A 17646-nucleotide genomic window follows, 5' to 3' on the forward strand; every position below is an offset into this window, starting at 1 on the left:
ACGCTAGCGCCTGACGGAAGACCATTCAAGGCTTTGTCATCGCGCGTTACAGGGCGCGACGCGAATAGGCGCTTCGCGCTGTGCCCCGATCACTGTGCAGCCCACCGAACACAGCGTCCAACCCGACACAGTCGCACCCGAGGCCGCCAGTTCGAGACTGGGCACCTCGGGGCCGGTCGTGCTCCAGACCCACCAGCCGTTTTCGAAATGCCCGCCCGGCCCCGGCTCCATCCCCGCACCCGAGCCCTTGACCGCCGCCCCGACCAGCCGCAGCGTTTGGTGATCGGTGAGCTGCCAATGCTCGCGCCAGCCCTCATGTTCGACCGAATGGGTCCATTCGAGACTGAACTGGCCCGAGGGCGCCAGCGCGATCATCATGGCACCGACCATCAAGCACGCGCTCATGCGGTGGCCGCGCCTTTGCGCATCCACAACACGGCGGCAAAGCCCGCCACCAGCGCAAAGCCGATCTCATCGGTGAGCGGCAGCGCGGCGATCAGCGTAAAGGCCGCGACCATCGCAAGGCCGCGCTCCCATAATGCCAGCGGACGGCCCAGCCAGCCGATCACTGCCACCCCCCAAAGCGCAATCGCGATCACCGCCTTGAGAATAACGTAGGCGACCGCAGGCCAATAGCCGATTGCCACCGCCAAAGGCCCGCCATCTTGCAGCATCAAAGCGGGCGTGTAGACCGCCATGAAAGGCACCACGAATCCAGCAGCAGCAACCTTGATCGCCTCAAAACTGATCTTGAGCCCACTTTCCTTGGCGATGGGCGCGGCGGCAAAACAGGCCAGCGCCACGGGCGGTGTCAGATCGGCGAGAATGCCGAAATAGAACACGAACATATGGCTCACGATCAGCGGCACGCCCAGCGCCAGCAGCGCAGGCCCGGCAATGGACGAGGTGATGATGTAATTCGGGATCGTCGGGATCCCCATGCCCAGCACGATACAGGTGATCATCGTCAAGATCAGCGACAGGAACAGCGAGGATTTGCCAACCCCCACAATGAACTGTCCAAATGTCGTAGCCGCCCCGGTCAGCGTCATCACCCCGATGATCGTACCCACCAGCGCGCAGGCGATCCCCACCGGCAGCGCAGTTTTCGCGCCTTCGGCCAGACTGTCGCGGCACAGCGCCAGCGTCGCATGACCGCCCTTGATAAACGCGTTGATCGCGATCAGCACCGCCACGGCAGCCAGCACCGCCCAGATGCCGACCTCGAAAAACGCACCCGCCACCAGCGCGATGATGATCCAGAAAATCACCCGCAACACCTGATTGGGCAGCCCCAGCGCGACCGAGCCGCCCAAGATCAAAAGCCCGGTCAGAGACAGTCCTACGGTGCCTGCAAATAGCGGCGTGTAGCCCGAAAACAGCAGGTAAACGAGCACGCCCAGCGGCAGCAGCAGATACCAGCCCTCGCGCAGCGCCTTACGCGGGCTGGGCAATTCTGATTTCGCCAAGCCGCGCAGATTGCGCTTGCCCGCCTCCAGATGCACCATCCAGAACGCGCCAAGGAAATACAGGATCGCGGGGATCAGCGCGGCCTTGACGACCTCGACATAATCGACGCCCAAGGTCTCGGCCATGATGAAGGCCACAGCCCCCATCACCGGCGGCATGATCTGCCCGCCCATCGAGGCCGTGGCCTCGACCCCGCCCGCAAAAGCCGAGCGATAGCCAAAGCTTTTCATCAGCGGAATCGTGAATTGCCCGGTGGTCACGACATTGGCCACGCCCGAGCCCGAGATCGTGCCCATCAGCCCCGAAGACAGCACCGAGACCTTGGCCGCCCCGCCCATCTTGTCGCCCACCAGCCCCAACGAAACATCGGTGAAAAGTTTGATCATCCCGGCCTTTTCAAGGAACGAGCCGAACAGGATAAACAGGAAAATATAGGTCGCCGAGACATAGGTCGGGATACCGTAAATCCCCTCGGTGCCATAGCTCATCTGCTCGATCACCTGTTCAAACGCATAGCCGCGATGGTTGAACGGTGAGGGGAGATATTGGCCAAACATCGCATAGGCCAGAAACGAGCCCGAGATGATCGGCAGCGCAGGCCCCATCAGCAGCCACGCTGCGGTAAAGACGGTGACCAACAGGATCACCCCGAACACCAGATCGACGCTGGTGGGGTCGCCTGCGCGCATCAAAAGCGGCGTATATTCCACCCATTGATAGGCCGCTACAGCGACACCACAGGCGGCCAGAACATAGGCGATCGACTTGCCCAACGGCCCGTAGCCCTTGGCGATCGACAGCAGCGGAAAGCCCAGCGCCAGCAGAAATCCAACATGCACCGCGCGCGCGATCTGGCTGGAGGGCGTCACGATATGCGCGGCAAAGGCGATCTGCCAGACCGAGAAGGCCACGGCCAGCCAGAACAGCGCCCGCCCCTCGAAACTGGCGGGAAACCCTCCGGCCAGCGGATCGTGTTGCACCAATTCGGCTTCTGCGGTTTGTGTCGTCACGCCCATGCATCCCTCCCTCATGGATCAGGGGCGACCCGTCTGCGCGCGCCGCCCCTGCTTGTGTTGGCTCTGACTTTACTTGATCAGGCCTTTTTCTTTGTAATATTTCTCGGCACCCGGATGCAGCGGGATCGGCAGCCCTTGGATTGCTGCCTCAAGCGAAATACCGCCCGCAGCCGCATGCGCCGCCTTGAGCGTATCGAGGTTTTCAAACAACAGCTTGGTCATCTGATAGGCCTCTTCGTCGGACACATCCGATTGCGTGACAAGGATATTGGTGATCGCCACGGTGGGTACATCCGCGTCCTGACCCGGATAGGTGCCAGCCGGAATGACGCCCGGCTTGTAGGGCGCGCCCAGCTTGTCAGCAATGTCGGCCGGGATCGCCACAAAGGTCACGTCCTGCGTCGTCGACAGATCCTTGAGCGCGGCATTGCCCAGACCCGAGGATTGGAAGGTCGCATCCAACTGGCGGTTCTTCATCAACTCGACCGATTCCGAGAAGGGCAGATATTCCACCTTGCCCAGATCGTCATAGCTCATCCCGGCTGCGTCAAAAATCTTGCGCGCGTTCAGCTCGGTGCCCGATTTTGCGGCCCCGACCGAGATGCTTTTGCCCTTCAGATCGGTGATCGTGGTGGCATTCGCGTCCTTCAAAGCGGCGATCTGGATGAAGTTGGGATAGATCGCTGCGATGGCGCGCAGCTTGCTCAGCGGTGCCTTGAAGCCCGCATCGGCATTGCCTTCCCACGCGTCTTTAACCGAGTCACCCAGCGCAAAGGCCAGCTCACCCCGTCCCTGTTGCAGCAGGTTCAGGTTCTCAACCGAGGCCTTGGTCGATTGCACCTGAACGCGGGTATCAGGCATGGCCTGACCGTAGATTTCCGACAGCGCCACGCCCAGCGGGTAATACACCCCCGAGGTGCCCCCGGTCAGAATGTTAATGAATGTCTCGGCCTTGGCGACCGGAGCCGACAGCGCGATAATCCCGGCGACCAGCGCGCCGAGCTTGATGTTGTGAAACATCCTCTCCTCCCGTTTTATCATTGCCCGCATTGACTTGCAGGACTGCGCCTAGCCTTAACATATTCGCGCGCAGATCAAATCAATTCACACAGTTGCGACAAGAAAACGCGTTTGCAGCGATATGATTGCCTAAGCGCTGTGCAGGCATGGCTTGGCCCATTGCTGCACATTTCGCGCGGCTCAATCCAGCGTCTGGTGATAGCGGCGCAGCGCGACAAACACGATCACCGCCATGATCACAGCGATCCCAAGCATATTGCCTGAGATATCGCCAACCCCTGCGCCTTTAAGCATGACCTTGCGCACGAGGCGCAGAAAATGGGTCGTAGGGATCGCGCTTCCGATCGCCTGCGCCCATGAGGGCATCGCGGCGAAGGGAAACATGAACCCCGACAGCAAGATCGAGGGCAGCAAGGTAAAGAACGACAGTTGCATCGCCTGCATCTGGCTGCGCGCCACCGTCGAGATCAAAAACCCCAGTGCCAGATTGGTCACGATGAACAGGTTGAACCCCAGAAAAAACGCCAGCGCAGAGCCGGTGAACGGCACATTGAACAGCGCCCGCGCGGCCAGCAGAAACACCCCCGTCTGCACATAGCCCACCAGCACATAGGGCGCGATCTTGCCCAGCATCACCTCAAACGGGCGCACGGGGGTGGCGATCAACGTCTCCATCGTGCCGCGCTCGGTTTCGCGCACGATGGCCACGGCGGTGATCATCACCATCGTCATCGAGAGAATGACACCCAACAGCCCCGGCACAATATTGATCGAGGTTGAGCCTTCGGGATTATAGGCGCGATGCACAACCACCGAAAACGGCGATTTGCCTTGCGCGGCAAAGGCCAGAGGCCCGCTCAGCGTTTGTGCCATCGCGGTGTCCACGATGCCTGAAATCGCGCTGGCAGCCCCACCCACAGCGGTTGGATCGGAGGCATCGGCCGATAGCAGAATTTGCGGTGATAACCCGCGCATCACGTCGCGCTCAAAATCGGGCGGAATCACCACGACGAAATTCGCGCTGCCATCGCGCAGCGCCGCCTCGCCCTGCGCAGGGCTGGTCACCACGCCTTCGAAATCGAAATAGCTTGAGGTCTTCATGCCCATCAGCACCGCGCGGCTCACCGGGCCCTCATCGGCCATCTCAACCAGCGTCGGCAAATGGCGCGGATCGGAATTGATCGCGTAGCCAAAAATCATCAGCTGCATGATCGGCACCCCGATCATCATCACAAAGGTGATCCGGTCGCGCCGCATCTGGATGAATTCCTTGGACAGCACCGCAAGAAACCGTCGCCAAGAGAAGCGAAAGAAGGGGAATCTTGCGCTCATTTCAGATCCCCGCGAAAGTTGTCCGCAGCTCCGGTCATTAAATAGATAAAAGCTTCTTCCAGCTCTGCGGGCTTCTGCTCCCAGTTATGAGTGCCCTTGGCGCGGTAGCGATCCGCCAGCGCGCTAAGCGCCGCCTCATCGGTGCCCGACACATGCAACACCGCGCCGAACCGTGCGACCTGCACCACGGCAGGTTCGGATTTCAACGCCACCTCAAGGGACGTTATATCGGGTCCGGTGACGCGGTACGTATGCAGCCCGATCATTTTCGGGATGTCCTGCGCCACGCCCGAAATCAGCTTTTTGCCATAGGCGATATAGGCGATGAAATCGCATTGCACCGCCTCGTCCATGTAATGGGTCGAGACCAGCACCGTCACGCCTTGCGCCGAGAGTTTGCGGATCTCATCCCAGAAATCGCGCCGCGCCTTGGGATCGACGCCCGCAGTCGGCTCATCCAGCAACAACAACGCGGGGTCGTGGATCATGCAGGCCGCCAGCGCGAGGCGCTGCTTCCACCCACCCGACAAGTTGCCCGCAAGTTGCCCGGCGCGATCGGCCAGCCCCAGATCCTCAAGCGCCGCCTGAACCCGTTTCTTGCGCCCCTTCACGCCAAACATCTGCGCGATGAAATCAAGGTTTTCGCGGATCGTCAGATCCTCATAAAGCGAGAATTTCTGCGTCATATAGCCGACATTGGCCTTGATCCGGTCCTGCTCGCGCAGGATGTCAAAGCCCAGACAGGTGCCCGTGCCCTCATCGGGCGTGAGCAACCCGCACATCATGCGAATGGTGGTCGTCTTGCCCGAGCCGTTGGGCCCCAAGAAACCGTAAATCGCGCCTTTGGGCACATCCATATCAAAGTGATCGACCACTGTGCGCCCAGAAAACCGCTTGGTCAGGCCAGACACGGAAATGGCGGGCGCGTCACTCATGGTTTTGCGCTCAGCGTGAGGGGTTGGCCGGGCAGCAGCCCTTGGGCGTTGTTCACCCGCGCCTCAACGCGAAACACCAAGCGCGCACGCTCCTCGCGGCTATAGATGATCGGCGGGGTGTATTGTGGGCTTGAGGCCATGCGCGTGACCTTGGCTGTGATGCCGCTGGCACATCCGGTGCAGCTGACGTTGAATACCTCGCCCAGCTTGATCTGCGCGCGATCCGGTTCGGGCACGAAAAACAGCGCCTTGAGCGCATTGGGCGGCAAGATCGCCACCACTGGCGCGCCTGCGCCTGCCACCTCGCCCAGATCGTAATAGACCTTGTCCACCAGTCCACCAACGGGCGCGTCAACCGTGCGATCACTCAGCGCCGATTGCGCCCCCGCCTCTTGCGCAAGTGCGGCGGTGTGGCTGGCCTCGGCGGCGATACGCTGGGCATTGCGCGCAGGCAGCTCGGCCACCTTGAGCTGTGCGGCAAGCTGGGCGACATGCGCCGTCGCGCTGTCATAGCTGGCCTGATCGACATCGACCTTGGCCTGTGAGACCGCCCCGCTTGCGCGCAGCTGTTGGGTGCGCGCAAGGGTCGAGGCTGCCAGCGTCTGATCGGCGCGCGCTTGATCCAGCGTGGCGCGGATCACGTCAATCTCGGGCAACCGACTGCCCGTCGAGAGATTTTCCAGATTGGCCTGCGCCACAGCCGCATTCGCCTTGGCCGCGTTGAGCGCTGCCACTTGTTGGGAATTCTCAAGGCGAAACAGCAGATCCCCTTTGTGCACCTGCATGCCCTCAACCGCGTCGAGCTGCGCAATCCGGCCAGCGGCAGCGGGCGCTGCATAGACGTAATCGCCCTCGGCATACCCGTTGTAGCTTGGCACTCCATCGCCGCCAAAGCCCGGAAAAATCGCCGCCGCAAAGGTCGCAATCCAATCGACAAAAGCGCTCATGGCGTTTCTCCCACAGGGGGTTCGAGCCCCGCAAAAATAAGGGTCAGATGGTTTTCAACCAACCGATCCATCTGCAACCCGCCCTCGGGGCGAATGGCGAAGACCTCGGACAGCAAGAGATGCGCAATCATCGGGCCAATCACGCTGCGCGCGGTCAGCTCCGGGTCGATTGCGCGGATATGCCCGCCCGCCACGCCCTGCGCCAAAAGCGAGATCATCGCAGGCAGCGCACGTTCCAGAACCGATTTGCGATAAAGTGCTGCGATATTGGGCGCGACGGGCGCTTCTTGCAGGACGATCATCACCACGGCGCGGGTTTTGGGCACCGCAAGCGCCTGCGCCATCGCGCGCAGGAATTGCGCCAGCACGGGGCGCGGGTCGCCGCGAAAATCGGCCATCGTCTCGAAAGCCGCCTCTGCGACTGGCTCAACCGTGCGCCGCACCAATCCTTCAAGGATCGCCTCTTTCGAGGCGAAATACAGATAGACCGTGCCCTTGGAGAACCCCGCCCGCTTGGCCACCTGATCGACGGTGGTGCGCGCATAGCCCTTTTCGGTGAACAGGCTCAGTGCAGCATCCAACACCTCATCCGGGCGCGCCTCGGCACGTCTGCGGAACTTTGGTTCTTTGGGGGTATTTTGCGTCATGTCAAAATAAATAACTGACTGGTCAGTTATCAGCAAGAGGCTTTCGATATCCGCGTCCAATCCGCTTCTTCCCTTGCAGCATTGCGCAAAATTGAGTAGCCGCGCAGGTTCCGCTTTTCCTGATGAGGCCGCCGCAGATGACCGCCCCAACCCTTGCAATCGACTTTGGGACCTCCAATTCCGCCGCCGCGATTCTTGAGAATGGCACCGTGCGCCACCTGCCGATCGAGGCAGAGGCACTGACCTTGCCCACGGCCGTGTTTTTCCCCGCAGACGAGGCCGAGATGCTGATCGGCACGGCCGCGGCACAGGCGCTGATGGCGGGCGATGAGGGGCGCTATATGCGCGCACTCAAAAGCGTTCTGGGCCTGCCGTTGCTGCATGAAACGCGCCTGATCGGGGGCAAGCGGCGCACGCTGTCCTCGATCATCACAGCCTTTCTGGGCCAGATCAAAGCGCGCGCCGAGGCGCAGACCGGACAGCCCTTCACCCACGCGCTGTCAGGCCGCCCCGTGCATTTCCACTCCAACGATCCCGAGCGCGACGCGCGGGCCGAGACCGACCTGCGCGCCTGTTATCTGGCAGCTGGGTTCGAGACGGTCGATTTCCTGTTCGAACCCGAGGCCGCAGCCCTTGCCTATCAAAGTCGCGGTGCGGCGGGCGAGATCGGGTTGATCGTTGATATCGGCGGCGGCACCTCGGATTTCACGGTCTTTCGCAGCCACGGCCCGCGCATCGAAGTGCTGGCAAGCCACGGCATTCGCCTTGGCGGCACCGATTTTGATCAGGCCGTGTCGATGGCGCATGTGATGGCGCATCTGGGGCATGGCGGCACGCTAAAACGCAGCTTTGGCACCGGGCTGCTTCCCGTTCCAAACGCGATCTATGTTGACCTTTCCACCTGGGCCAAAATCCCGTTCCTTTACACCCGCGACACCGAACGCGCGGTCGAGGATATGGTCAAACACGCCAGCGATCCGCGCAAAATGCGCCGTCTGGAAAAGGTGATTGAGGATCATTTGGGCCACACGCTGGCGTTCGCGGTCGAACGCGGCAAGATCGAGGCCAATGGCGCGACCGCAAGCGAGATCGCGATGGGCTTTATCGAACCCCGATTGAACGCACCAATCACGCCGGACTCTCTGAACGCGGCGCTGCAGGGGTTTCGTCCCGATCTGCGCGCGGCGATGGCCGAAACGCTCTCGCTCGCGGGAGTTGACGCGGGCCAGATTGACGCGGTGATCCTTGTGGGTGGCTCCAGCCTGATGGGGATGATTTCGCAAGAGGCGCAGGCGCTGTTCCCGCTCGCCACACAGGACCGCGCCGATGCCTTTACCGCCGTGGTCGATGGGCTGGCACGCGCGACCGCCCTGCGCGGATAGATCAGCGCGCGTCTTTGCGTTATGGCTAGGGCGCAGCCAGCCGGAGGAGACATGCGCGAGGCCGATCTATACCCGCCGATCAAGACCTATCTTGAAGCTCAAGGCTATGAGGTGAAAGCGGAAATCGGTGCCTGCGATGTGATGGCGCGGCGTGGCGATGAACCGTCCCTCGTGGTCGAGTTGAAGACGACATTCTCGCTGGCGCTGATCTTTCAGGGGATTGAACGCCAGACCCATAGCGACCTCGTGTATCTTGCCGTTCCGGTGTCGTCCGAACGTGGCTGGAAGCTGCGCTACAAGGATATTGCGCGGCTGTGTCGACGGCTGGGGCTGGGGCTGCTGGCGGTGGATGTGAGCCGCGCCAAGGTTGAGGCGCATCTCGATCCCGGCGATCATACTCCGCGCAAAAACCGCAAGGCCGCCACGCGGTTGCTGCGCGAGTTTGAACGCCGGGTGGGCGATCCGAATGTCGCGGGCACAACACGCACCAAACGCATGACCGCCTATCGCCAGGACGCGTTGCGCTGCGCGGCCTATTTGGGCACGCATGGCATATCGAAACCCGCGACGATTGCCCGCGCAACCGGAGTCACGCGGGCTGCAACCCTGATGCGCGCCGATCATTACGGATGGTTCGACCACCCCGAGCGCGGGCTTTACGCGCTGTCTCCGAATGGTCAGTCAGCGGTGCTTGAGCATGCCGCAGAATTGGACATCATTGCAGCCGCAACCCCGCCAGAGACGCCTTAAGCGTGCTGTCCGTGTCATCGCTATCGGCCGAAACAGCCAGACCAACGAGCGTCGTTTTCGCCCCCCCAAATGCCTTGGTATAATCCGTCGCCAGATCGACGTTTTCGCGATGATCGCCCGTGCCCGCCTTGCGCATGATCAGCGTCTTGCCGCGCGCGCCCAAATATGGCGAGGACAACACCGAGCCGCGCGCATGCTCGCCACCCCAGACATACATCAGCACCCGCGCCTCCTTGACGCTCAGCAACTTGCGGATCGAGGCGTTGCGGTTTTGTGCGGCCACGTTTTCGGGCATGAACACGAAATAGAGCGACAGATCGCGGTCATCCCCACCCTTTTGCGTCAGATCGGTCGCGGGCACGCTTTGCGCCACCGACCAGCGCCATGACGCCTTGCGCACATTCCCCTGCGCAGGCGGTAGCGCCGTCCAGATCAGCGACACCGCCCCATCAGAAACCACCGATACACCATCCGCCGATTGCTGCCAATCATTGCCGGAAAACAGCGAAAAGCGCTGTTCCTTCCAATTCCCGAAAGGCTGCGCCAGTGCCAGCCCCGGCACCATGATTGCCAGCGTGAGGGCCAGAATACGTTTCATCGCGATCTCCTTGAGTGTCGGAAAAGGTTACGTCATCACGCGACATCGCGATCACTTTCATACGGCGCGTCTAGCCGACAACCGGTGCCAGAAGCAGACAGCTTTCGCTATTCTGCACCCCGGGAATTTCGCGGATCTCGCGCAGCGCACGGTCAAAACTGGCCAAGGAATCCGTGCGGATTTCGGCCACCAAATCCCAGTTGCCATTGGTGGCATAAACGGTCGAAACATCAGCGATACGATGCAGCGCGCGGATCACGGTGCGCGACATGCGCCCTTGCAACTGCACCAACGTAATCGCGCGCACCTGCCCCTCAACATCGATATCGGTCTCAATGGTGAAGCGCCGGATTCGTCCGCTCTCGATCAGTGATTGCAACCGCACCCGCGCAGTGGTGCGCGAGATCCCGGCCTTATGCGCCAGTTCGGTCACCGAGATCCGCGAATCTTGACGCAAGGCGGCGATGATTGCGCGGTCGATGGTGCTAGGCAGGTCGCTCACTGATCACTTCGCACAAATGATTGCTCGATTTGATTAATTATACCTTCGTTTCGCGCAAATTGGCAATCGAAACCGCAAGAGAATTCCCCCATCTTGGCGCTTAACTAGGGAGATCATGATGAAAAAGACCTGTTCGCTTTTGGGCGCACCGATTCAGACGGGCGCATCGCAGCCGGGCTGCGTGATGGGGCCTGCGGCCTTGCGCACAGCGGGACTGGCGCGCGTGCTGGCTGATCTGGACTGGACCGTCACCGATCTGGGCGATCTGGCGATTGGCCCGCAAACACCCCTGCCCCATGCCAACCCCACGATCCACGATCTGGCCGAGACCCGCGCCTGGATCACGATCCTTGCACAAACCGCGCAGGAGGCCGCGCGCACCCACGACCTGCCCGTCTTCATGGGTGGCGATCACGCGATGGCGGCAGGAACGGTCAGCGGCATTGCGGCACATGCGGCCAGCCTGAACCGCCCGCTTTTCGTGCTGTGGCTGGACGCCCATCCTGATCTGCACACGCTCGACACCACGACCAGCGGCAATCTGCACGGCACGCCGGTCGCCTATTTCACCGCCCAGCCGGGGTTTGAGGCCTATCCGCCGCTCAAACATGCCGTGGAGCCAGCCAATATTTGTATGATGGGCATCCGCTCGGTCGATCCGGCTGAGCGCGACCGCATCTCCGCGACGGGCATTGAAGTGCATGACATGCGCGCGCTCGATGAGACCGGCGTGCTGGCCCCGTTGCGTGCGTTTCTGGCGCGTGTGCGCGCCGCCAATGGGCTGCTGCATGTCAGCTTCGACGTTGATTTTCTCGATCCTGCAATCGCGCCTGCCGTGGGCACAACCGTGCCCGGCGGGGCGACCTTCCGCGAGGCGCATCTGATCATGGAGGAGCTGTGTGACAGCACCCTCGTAACCTCGCTCGATCTGGTCGAGCTGAACCCGTTTCTCGATGAGCGCGGGCGCACTGCAAAACTGATCCGCGACCTCACCGCCAGCCTGTTTGGCCGACGCGTTCTAGACCGCATGACCCGGAGCTATTGATGACCTCGCAGGCCCCTACCCCCTCGGCGCTCGCCTTTGTGCCCTTCGTCTCTGTCGCCAACATGATGCGGCTGGTGAACTCCATCGGCCCCGAGCAGGTGATGCGCGACTTGGCCACATATATCGAGCAGGATTTCCGCCGCTGGCCGGAATTTGACAAGACCCCGCGGGTGGCGAGCCATTCGCAAGAGGGCGTGATTGAGCTGATGCCCACGGCAGACGCCGAAAATTACGGCTTCAAATATGTCAACGGCCACCCCAAGAACGGGCGCACCGGGCATCAGACGGTGACGGCCTTTGGCGTGCTGTCCTCGGTCGCGACGGGCTATCCGCTGCTGCTGTCGGAAATGACGGTGCTGACGGCGCTGCGCACGGCGGCGACCTCGGCTTTGGTGGGGAAATACCTCGCCCCGAAAGGCGCAACCGTGATGGCGATGATCGGCAATGGCGCGCAATGCGAATTTCAGGCGCTGGCCTTTCGCGCGATCTGCGGCATCAACCGCTTGCGCCTGTATGACATCGACCCAACGGCCACCGCGAAAGCCATGCGCAACCTCAGCGCACAGGGCTTTGACGTGACGGCCTGCACATCGGGCGCGCAGGCCGTGGAGGGCGCGCAGATCATCACCACCTGCACAGCCGACAAGCAATGCGCGACGATCCTGAGCGATAACATGGTCGGCGCGGGCGTGCATATCAACGCGATTGGCGGCGATTGCCCCGGCAAGACTGAGCTGCATCGCGACATTCTCACCCGCTCGGATATTTTCGTGGAATACCCGCCGCAAACCCGGATCGAGGGCGAGATCCAGCAGCTTGACGCCGATCACCCCGTGACCGAGCTGTGGCAGGTGATGCGCGGCGAGGCAGAGGGGCGGCGCGATGCGCGCCAGATCACGCTATTTGACTCTGTGGGCTTCGCAATCGAGGATTTCAGCGCCCTGCGCTACATTCACGACCAGATTGCGGGCAGCGATTTTTACCAGCCGCTTGATCTGCTGGCCGATCCCGATGACACGCGCGATCTGTTTGGCATGCTTATCCGCGCGGCGTGAACGCCCCTCGTGGACTTGGCGGCGCGGCAGGTCTGCCATGCCCCCTTTGGCCTGCCAAAAGCGAAGTCAACCGATCTTAGCCCCTCGCGAAAGCGCGGCGTCTTGCAAGCTGCGGCAAATCTCGGCGATGATCTGTTCTGGCGGCTGCGCAATATCACAGATCAGCGCGCCTTCCTCTTCGCTGGGCGCTTCAAGGTCGGCCAACTGACTGTCAAGCAGCGTGGCTGGTATCAAATAGTCTGTCCGCTGCGCCAGACGCGCCTTGATCAAAGCGCGCGTACCGCTCAGATACACAATCGGAATCTTGCCGAGCTTACTGCGCAAGCGGTCGCGATAGGCATGTTTGAGCGCGGAGCAGGCGAAAATCACACGTTGCCGACTGAGCATACCCACCCGCAGCACCTCATAGGAAACCCGGTCAAGCCACTCCGATTGCATCGCATCATCCAGCGCCTTGCCCGATGCGATTTGCGCTTCATTCGCAGGCAGATGATAGTCATCGGCGTCAAGAAACCGCCCGCCCAAGGCCTGCGCGACACCTTTGGCAATCGTACTTTTGCCGGTGCCACTCACGCCCATCACAAGCACTGATTCAATAGGATCTCTTGAGTTTACAGCCATTTCGCCCAACCAGAGTTAACGATATTTTCTGTCATTGCTTGGCTTTTTAGTCCGATCTTATCTTTAACAGGATAGGCTGATTTCCCTAATGGGAAAGAACGCAAAAGAATACGCAAAACCGAAAGCGGGGGAACAATGCGTCGCGCAATCGCCAAGCGTGCCGATTTCGCCACAACCGCAGTTGCGTGCCCGCGCCTTGCGGTGTCGCGCCTGTGCCAAGGCTCGCAAATGACGCGGGGGCCTGCCCCCAGCGACAGTTTCAACTGATGAACTCAGGGGAAATTTAGCCCCCCAGCACGGCCCAATGCGCCAGCTTCCAAAGTGCTCGCCTCAAATATCGCGTGACAGCTTTCTGCCATTGGCGTGAGGCATAATTGTGCTATCTGACAGGCATAACAACAAGATGACGGCACCAATATGCTTGCCTCTTTGCTGACCTTCCCCGCGAAATGGCCCGCACCGCTGCGCTGGGGTGTCTTGATCTTGGGCTCAAGCCTTATGGCGCTGCTGCTGGGACAGGCACATCTGTCTGCGGCGCTGCTTTTGGGACCGATGATCGTCGCGATTGCGATGGCCGGGCTGGGCTCTGGCGTGGCGATCCCGCGGGTTGTTTTCATCATCGCGCAAAGCGTGGTCGGCATGATGATGGCCTCAAAACTGCCCCCCGAGCTGTTTCCTGAAATTGCGCGCGACTGGCCAATCTTTGCGGCGGGAATCCTGTCGACTGTGTTGGGCGCGATCAGTCTGGGCTGGTTGCTTTCGCGCACCGGCATGCTGCCCGGTAGCACGGCGATCTGGGGATCGTCGCCCGGGGCCGCGACGGTAATGACGCTGATGTCGGAAAGCTACGGCGCCGATATGCGGCTGGTCGCGATGATGCAATATCTGCGCGTGGCGTGCTGCGCGATCGCGGCCACAGTGGTGGTGAAACTCTTTGGGATCGCGCCGAGCCACACCGTGAGTTTAGCGCCAAACGTCGTGCCCCATAGCGCGCTGGAGATTGCCAAGACCCTGACATTGGCGATTGGCGCGGGGTTGATCGGTTGGCGCTTGAAAGTGCCCGGTGGCGGGTTGCTGACACCGCTGATCGCGGGGGTGATCTACAATCTCGGCGGTCTGGGCGTGATCGCATTGCCCCAGCCCGTGCTGGCGCTGAGCTATGCTATCGTGGGCTGGGGGATTGGCATGCGGTTCTCTCACGAGGTGTTGCGCCATGCCGCGCGGGTGTTGCCGCTGGTGCTGGGCATGATCGTGACACTAATTGCGCTTTGCGCGGGCTTTGCCGCCCTTCTGGTTCATTTTGCCGGCATCGAGCCGGTGACCGCCTATCTGGCGACCAGCCCCGGCGGCGCCGATTCCGTGGCAATCATCGCGGCGGGCACGCAGGTGGATATCCCCTTTGTGATGGCGATGCAGATCGGGCGATTCCTGCTGGTGCTAATCGCGGGTCCAGCAATGGCGCGCTACCTGTCACGCGGGGCACGGAGCTAACATTTGCCGCCAAATCAGGCGCGCCAAAAGCAAAAGGCCGCGCCCAACGGCACGGCCCTTCAACCAATCCAAAGCGGCGATCTTATTTGATCTTGCCTTCTTTGTATTCAACATGCTTGCGCACGACCGGATCGTATTTGTTCACGGCCATTTTTTCCGTCATGGTGCGGGCATTCTTCTTGGTCACATAGAAGTGCCCGGTGCCCGCCGTCGAGTTCAGACGGATCTTGATCGTCGTCGGCTTCGCCATTTTAATTCTCCTAGCTCCGGGCACATCGGCGCGCCCGCGGAATCCTTGAAGCCCGCCTTTTAGCTATACCCCATGCGGAGTCAACACCAAAACCCAGGCCGCACCCCAGATTTCCCGCGCGGCTTGGCGCAGAAAATAAAATAGACGCCCGTTTTTCGACAGTCCCACGCGCTAGCGGGTGCTATGTTGGCGTCATGCTATTTGATTTGCCAGATCACGCCACCCTGTATCGCGCCCTGCTAGAGCGCGACTCGCGTTATGACGGGCAGGCCTTTGTCTGTGTAGCCACCACAGGCATTTTTTGCCGCCTGACCTGCCCTGCGCGCAAACCGCTGGCTCAAAACTGCACCTTTCACGACTCGATCGGGGCCTGCCTTGAGGCCGGGTTTCGTCCTTGTAAACGCTGCCATCCGATGCAAGCTGCCGCCAAGGCCGAGCCAGTCATCGCCACACTTCTTGACGCACTCGAGGCCGATCCAGCGCGGCGCTGGCGGGAAGGCGATCTCGCGCAGATGGGATATGATCTGTCCACCGTGCGGCGGGCTTTCAGGCGTCATTTCGGGATGACTTTTCTGGACATGGCCCGGCTGCGTCGCTTGCGCGAGGGGTTTGAGACGCTGGCCGAGGGCGGCAAGGTGATCACCGCGCAGCATCAGGCCAGCTTTGATTCGCCCAGCGCCTTTCGTGCGGCCTTTGCCCGACTGATGGGATGCGCGCCGGGGGCCTTTCGGGCAGATGCCGCGCTGCGCGCCAGCTGGATCGCCACGCCCTTGGGCGACATGATCGCGCTGAGCAGCGCGACCCATCTGCATCTTTTGGAATTTCTCGACCGCAAGGCGCTGCCCGCGGAGTTGAAAAAGCTGCGCGAAACCACGCCCGGCGGAATCGGAATCGGGCGGTTTGCCCCCACGGATCAGGCCGAGGCGGAACTGACCGAATATTTCGCGGGCCGCAGCGCGCAGTTCGCCACGCCGCTGGCCCAACACGGATCAGAGTTCTCCCGCGCCGTCTGGGCCGCGTTGCGCACCATTCCCGCAGGACAAACCCGCAGCTACGCCCAGATCGCCCAAGCCATCAATCGCCCCAGTGCGACCCGTGCCGTCGCGCGTGCCAACGGGGCCAATCAGATCGCGCTGATGGTGCCCTGCCATCGGGTGATCGGCGCGGATGGGTCGCTGACGGGCTATGGTGGCGGGCTGTGGCGCAAGCAACGCCTGATCGAGATCGAGCGCGGCTTCAAGTCTGCCACCCCCTGAAATGCAAGATGCGGACCACGGCGCTTGGCCCCGACCCGCATCCCAATGTCCAAGCCCAGATCAGACCAGCGGCTTGCCCATCGTCTGATGGATTATCGCCACTTTCTCTGTCTGCAAGCCAAGCGCTGCCGCCAGATTCGCAAGATATTGCTTTTCGGCCTCGGTATCGACGGTAATCGCCATCAGCGCGGCGGAATAGACCTGCGCTTTCATGCTTTCAGCCGTGTCACGGGCGAGGCCCGTCACGTCGATCTCGGCGTCGAGTTCGGATTTCACGAAGGCGATTTCCTCATCGGAGGCATCCGAAAGGTGATCAAGAATGGTCGTGCGTTCCTGATCGTCGATAGACCCGTCGGCCTTGGCCGCCTGAATCATCGCGCGGATCATCAGTTTCGCCTGATCCTCCATCGCGGGTTCTGCCGCCGTGCCGCCCGTAACCGCGCTAAGCATGCCGCCCAGACCGCCTGCGCCCGTCTTGGCCGCACTTGTCAGCGCGCCCATCAACGACCCAAGCCCCGCCTCAGCCGCTCCCGTCGCCGAGGCTGCCTGATCACCAAATTTGGCGAACATATCGCGCACGCTGTCCTTGCCGCCGGGGACGCCCATCTTTTCCGCCATATCGCCGATCTGATCGGCTACGCCGCCGGGTTGACCGGCACTTCCGAGGGCGTCTTTCATGCCCTGCATGCCACCCATTTTCGAAAACTTCTGCGCCCCTTTGGCAGCAGCAAACCCCACCGCCAAAGTTGCCAATGTCTTGACGAAGCTCATGTCAGCCTCCCGAGTTGAGTTAAATCCACGCCAGTCTTGCGCGTGATCCCCCGGAAGGCCAGCAAAAACGCTATGTCAGGTCAAAGCGCCGCGATGACGTCCTTGAGCATTGCGCGCACCTTGGTTGCGACTTCGGCTAGCCCGTCACTTTTCACCGCCTGCATCGAGACCACCGGATCGACGGCTGACACCTCGACCCCACCTTCGACTTCGCGCAGGATCACGTTGCAGGGCAACATCGCGCCAATTTTGGGCTCGTGCTGGATCGCGGTAAAGGCCAGTTTCGGATTGCACGCACCAAGGATCTTGTAGCGCGGCATGTCTTCATCCAGCTTGGCCTTCATCGTGGCCGAAACATTGATCTCCGTCAGCACGCCAAACCCCGCCGCGCCCAAAGCCGCGCGCACCTGCGCCTCAACGGCGTCAAAATCTCCGTCCAATGTCTTGTCGATCGTATAAGTCATCTTCGCTCCTCCTGAAGGTCGTATAAGTCTACCTTTTAAGCTTGGGGTCTGGCGCGAAAAAGAAAGGTCCACTCGCGCAGAGGTGCGATTGCAA

Annotated in this window: 19 protein-coding genes; 6 read left to right on the forward strand and 13 right to left on the reverse strand. The window is 61.4% G+C overall.

Features of this window, described 5'->3' with window-relative positions; all coding sequences use genetic code 11:
* Positions 1-36: 36 nt before the first annotated feature.
* From AB4874_RS04520 to AB4874_RS04550, 7 genes are all read right to left on the reverse strand, one after another.
* A complete protein-coding gene (locus AB4874_RS04520; RefSeq protein WP_368391100.1) occupies positions 37-405 on the reverse strand; it encodes a DUF1850 domain-containing protein in 369 nt (122 codons plus the stop codon).
* A complete protein-coding gene (locus AB4874_RS04525; RefSeq protein ID WP_295532809.1) occupies positions 402-2486 on the reverse strand; it encodes a TRAP transporter permease in 2085 nt (694 codons plus the stop codon). The genes AB4874_RS04520 and AB4874_RS04525 overlap by 4 nt, the downstream gene beginning before the upstream one ends.
* A 69-nt stretch (positions 2487-2555) precedes the next feature.
* Entirely contained in the window at positions 2556-3506 is a 951-nt protein-coding gene (locus tag AB4874_RS04530) for a TAXI family TRAP transporter solute-binding subunit (protein WP_368391101.1), read from the reverse strand.
* A gap of 180 nt (positions 3507-3686) precedes the next feature.
* Positions 3687-4838 carry an ABC transporter permease gene (locus tag AB4874_RS04535; protein ID WP_368391102.1) on the reverse strand — a complete coding sequence of 384 codons (1152 nt, stop codon included), beginning with the start codon at positions 4836-4838 and terminating at the stop codon, positions 3687-3689.
* Positions 4835-5773 (reverse strand): ABC transporter ATP-binding protein, encoded by a 939-nt coding sequence (locus tag AB4874_RS04540; protein WP_368391103.1) that lies wholly within the window; start codon positions 5771-5773, stop codon positions 4835-4837. Before AB4874_RS04540 ends, AB4874_RS04535 begins: the two co-directional genes overlap by 4 nt.
* On the reverse strand, positions 5770-6720 hold the full coding sequence (locus AB4874_RS04545) for an HlyD family secretion protein (protein WP_368391104.1): 951 nt from the start codon (positions 6718-6720) through the stop codon (positions 5770-5772). Before AB4874_RS04545 ends, AB4874_RS04540 begins: the two co-directional genes overlap by 4 nt.
* Complete coding sequence (locus AB4874_RS04550) at positions 6717-7367, reverse strand: TetR/AcrR family transcriptional regulator (protein ID WP_368391105.1); 651 nt, start codon at positions 7365-7367, stop codon at positions 6717-6719. The genes AB4874_RS04545 and AB4874_RS04550 overlap by 4 nt, the downstream gene beginning before the upstream one ends.
* 137 nt (positions 7368-7504) lie before the next feature.
* Between AB4874_RS04550 and AB4874_RS04555 the strand changes: the two genes are divergently transcribed.
* Together AB4874_RS04555 and AB4874_RS04560 are read left to right on the forward strand one after the other, a co-directional pair.
* Positions 7505-8749, forward strand: a complete 1245-nt coding sequence (locus AB4874_RS04555; RefSeq protein WP_368391106.1) for an Hsp70 family protein — start codon at positions 7505-7507, stop codon at positions 8747-8749.
* A gap of 51 nt (positions 8750-8800) precedes the next feature.
* Positions 8801-9499, forward strand: a complete 699-nt coding sequence (locus AB4874_RS04560) for a DUF2161 domain-containing phosphodiesterase (RefSeq protein ID WP_368391107.1) — start codon at positions 8801-8803, stop codon at positions 9497-9499.
* Here AB4874_RS04560 and AB4874_RS04565 read toward each other — a convergent pair.
* Both AB4874_RS04565 and AB4874_RS04570 read right to left on the reverse strand, forming a co-directional pair.
* Positions 9465-10097, reverse strand: coding sequence for a DUF3047 domain-containing protein (locus AB4874_RS04565; RefSeq protein ID WP_368391108.1), 633 nt, complete (start codon positions 10095-10097; stop codon positions 9465-9467). The genes AB4874_RS04560 and AB4874_RS04565 overlap by 35 nt on opposite strands.
* A 70-nt stretch (positions 10098-10167) precedes the next feature.
* Positions 10168-10599 (reverse strand): Lrp/AsnC family transcriptional regulator, encoded by a 432-nt coding sequence (locus AB4874_RS04570; protein ID WP_368391109.1) that lies wholly within the window; start codon positions 10597-10599, stop codon positions 10168-10170.
* Positions 10600-10717: 118 nt separating this feature from the next.
* On the opposite strand from AB4874_RS04570, the gene rocF reads away from it, so the two are divergent.
* Both rocF and ocd read left to right on the forward strand, forming a co-directional pair.
* Entirely contained in the window at positions 10718-11644 is a 927-nt protein-coding gene (rocF, locus tag AB4874_RS04575) for an arginase (RefSeq protein WP_368391110.1), read from the forward strand.
* The gene (gene ocd / locus AB4874_RS04580; protein ID WP_368391111.1) at positions 11644-12699 is read left to right on the forward strand and encodes an ornithine cyclodeaminase; all 1056 of its coding nucleotides are present in this window, start codon (positions 11644-11646) and stop codon (positions 12697-12699) included. The genes rocF and ocd overlap by 1 nt, the downstream gene beginning before the upstream one ends.
* Before the next feature lie 66 nt (positions 12700-12765).
* Here the strand turns inward: ocd and AB4874_RS04585 are convergent, their stop codons facing one another.
* Positions 12766-13278 (reverse strand): gluconokinase, encoded by a 513-nt coding sequence (locus AB4874_RS04585; protein ID WP_368391112.1) that lies wholly within the window; start codon positions 13276-13278, stop codon positions 12766-12768.
* A 459-nt stretch (positions 13279-13737) separates the two neighbouring features.
* On the opposite strand from AB4874_RS04585, the gene AB4874_RS04590 reads away from it, so the two are divergent.
* Positions 13738-14811 (forward strand): AbrB family transcriptional regulator, encoded by a 1074-nt coding sequence (locus AB4874_RS04590; RefSeq protein ID WP_368391113.1) that lies wholly within the window; start codon positions 13738-13740, stop codon positions 14809-14811.
* Positions 14812-14893: 82 nt separating this feature from the next.
* Here the strand turns inward: AB4874_RS04590 and rpmG are convergent, their stop codons facing one another.
* The gene (rpmG, locus tag AB4874_RS04595; protein ID WP_028719409.1) at positions 14894-15061 is read right to left on the reverse strand and encodes a 50S ribosomal protein L33; all 168 of its coding nucleotides are present in this window, start codon (positions 15059-15061) and stop codon (positions 14894-14896) included.
* Positions 15062-15255: 194 nt separating this feature from the next.
* Here rpmG and AB4874_RS04600 point away from each other — a divergent pair, with 194 nt between their 5' ends.
* The gene (locus AB4874_RS04600; protein WP_368391114.1) at positions 15256-16317 is read left to right on the forward strand and encodes a bifunctional transcriptional activator/DNA repair enzyme AdaA; all 1062 of its coding nucleotides are present in this window, start codon (positions 15256-15258) and stop codon (positions 16315-16317) included.
* Positions 16318-16377: 60 nt separating this feature from the next.
* On the opposite strand, the gene AB4874_RS04605 is transcribed toward AB4874_RS04600, so the two are convergent.
* A complete protein-coding gene (locus AB4874_RS04605) occupies positions 16378-17088 on the reverse strand; it encodes a tellurite resistance TerB family protein (RefSeq protein ID WP_368391115.1) in 711 nt (236 codons plus the stop codon).
* An 80-nt stretch (positions 17089-17168) separates the two neighbouring features.
* Positions 17169-17552, reverse strand: coding sequence for a DUF302 domain-containing protein (locus AB4874_RS04610; protein ID WP_368391116.1), 384 nt, complete (start codon positions 17550-17552; stop codon positions 17169-17171).
* Positions 17553-17646 lie beyond the last annotated feature (94 nt).

Origin of the sequence: Thioclava arctica (assembly GCF_040892615.1) — a bacterium.
GTDB classification, from domain to species: Bacteria; Pseudomonadota; Alphaproteobacteria; order Rhodobacterales; family Rhodobacteraceae; genus Thioclava; species Thioclava arctica.

Bases quoted from the DNA above. Each gene is read 5' to 3' on its own strand.
- AB4874_RS04600 (WP_368391114.1), top strand. From the start codon at position 15,256: ATGCTATTTGATTTGCCAGATCACGCCACCCTGTATCGCGCCCTGCTA.
- AB4874_RS04530 (WP_368391101.1), bottom strand. From the start codon at position 3,506: ATGTTTCACAACATCAAGCTCGGCGCGCTGGTCGCCGGGATTATCGCG.
- AB4874_RS04545 (WP_368391104.1), bottom strand. From the start codon at position 6,720: ATGAGCGCTTTTGTCGATTGGATTGCGACCTTTGCGGCGGCGATTTTT.
- AB4874_RS04585 (WP_368391112.1), bottom strand. From the start codon at position 13,278: ATGGGCGTGAGTGGCACCGGCAAAAGTACGATTGCCAAAGGTGTCGCG.
- AB4874_RS04605 (WP_368391115.1), bottom strand. From the start codon at position 17,088: ATGAGCTTCGTCAAGACATTGGCAACTTTGGCGGTGGGGTTTGCTGCT.
- rpmG (WP_028719409.1), bottom strand. From the start codon at position 15,061: ATGGCGAAGCCGACGACGATCAAGATCCGTCTGAACTCGACGGCGGGC.
- AB4874_RS04540 (WP_368391103.1), bottom strand. From the start codon at position 5,773: ATGAGTGACGCGCCCGCCATTTCCGTGTCTGGCCTGACCAAGCGGTTT.
- AB4874_RS04520 (WP_368391100.1), bottom strand. From the start codon at position 405: ATGAGCGCGTGCTTGATGGTCGGTGCCATGATGATCGCGCTGGCGCCC.
- AB4874_RS04535 (WP_368391102.1), bottom strand. From the start codon at position 4,838: ATGAGCGCAAGATTCCCCTTCTTTCGCTTCTCTTGGCGACGGTTTCTT.
- AB4874_RS04610 (WP_368391116.1), bottom strand. From the start codon at position 17,552: ATGACTTATACGATCGACAAGACATTGGACGGAGATTTTGACGCCGTT.
- AB4874_RS04550 (WP_368391105.1), bottom strand. From the start codon at position 7,367: ATGACGCAAAATACCCCCAAAGAACCAAAGTTCCGCAGACGTGCCGAG.
- AB4874_RS04525 (WP_295532809.1), bottom strand. From the start codon at position 2,486: ATGGGCGTGACGACACAAACCGCAGAAGCCGAATTGGTGCAACACGAT.
- AB4874_RS04565 (WP_368391108.1), bottom strand. From the start codon at position 10,097: ATGAAACGTATTCTGGCCCTCACGCTGGCAATCATGGTGCCGGGGCTG.
- rocF (WP_368391110.1), top strand. From the start codon at position 10,718: ATGAAAAAGACCTGTTCGCTTTTGGGCGCACCGATTCAGACGGGCGCA.
- AB4874_RS04555 (WP_368391106.1), top strand. From the start codon at position 7,505: ATGACCGCCCCAACCCTTGCAATCGACTTTGGGACCTCCAATTCCGCC.
- AB4874_RS04590 (WP_368391113.1), top strand. From the start codon at position 13,738: ATGCTTGCCTCTTTGCTGACCTTCCCCGCGAAATGGCCCGCACCGCTG.
- ocd (WP_368391111.1), top strand. From the start codon at position 11,644: ATGACCTCGCAGGCCCCTACCCCCTCGGCGCTCGCCTTTGTGCCCTTC.
- AB4874_RS04560 (WP_368391107.1), top strand. From the start codon at position 8,801: ATGCGCGAGGCCGATCTATACCCGCCGATCAAGACCTATCTTGAAGCT.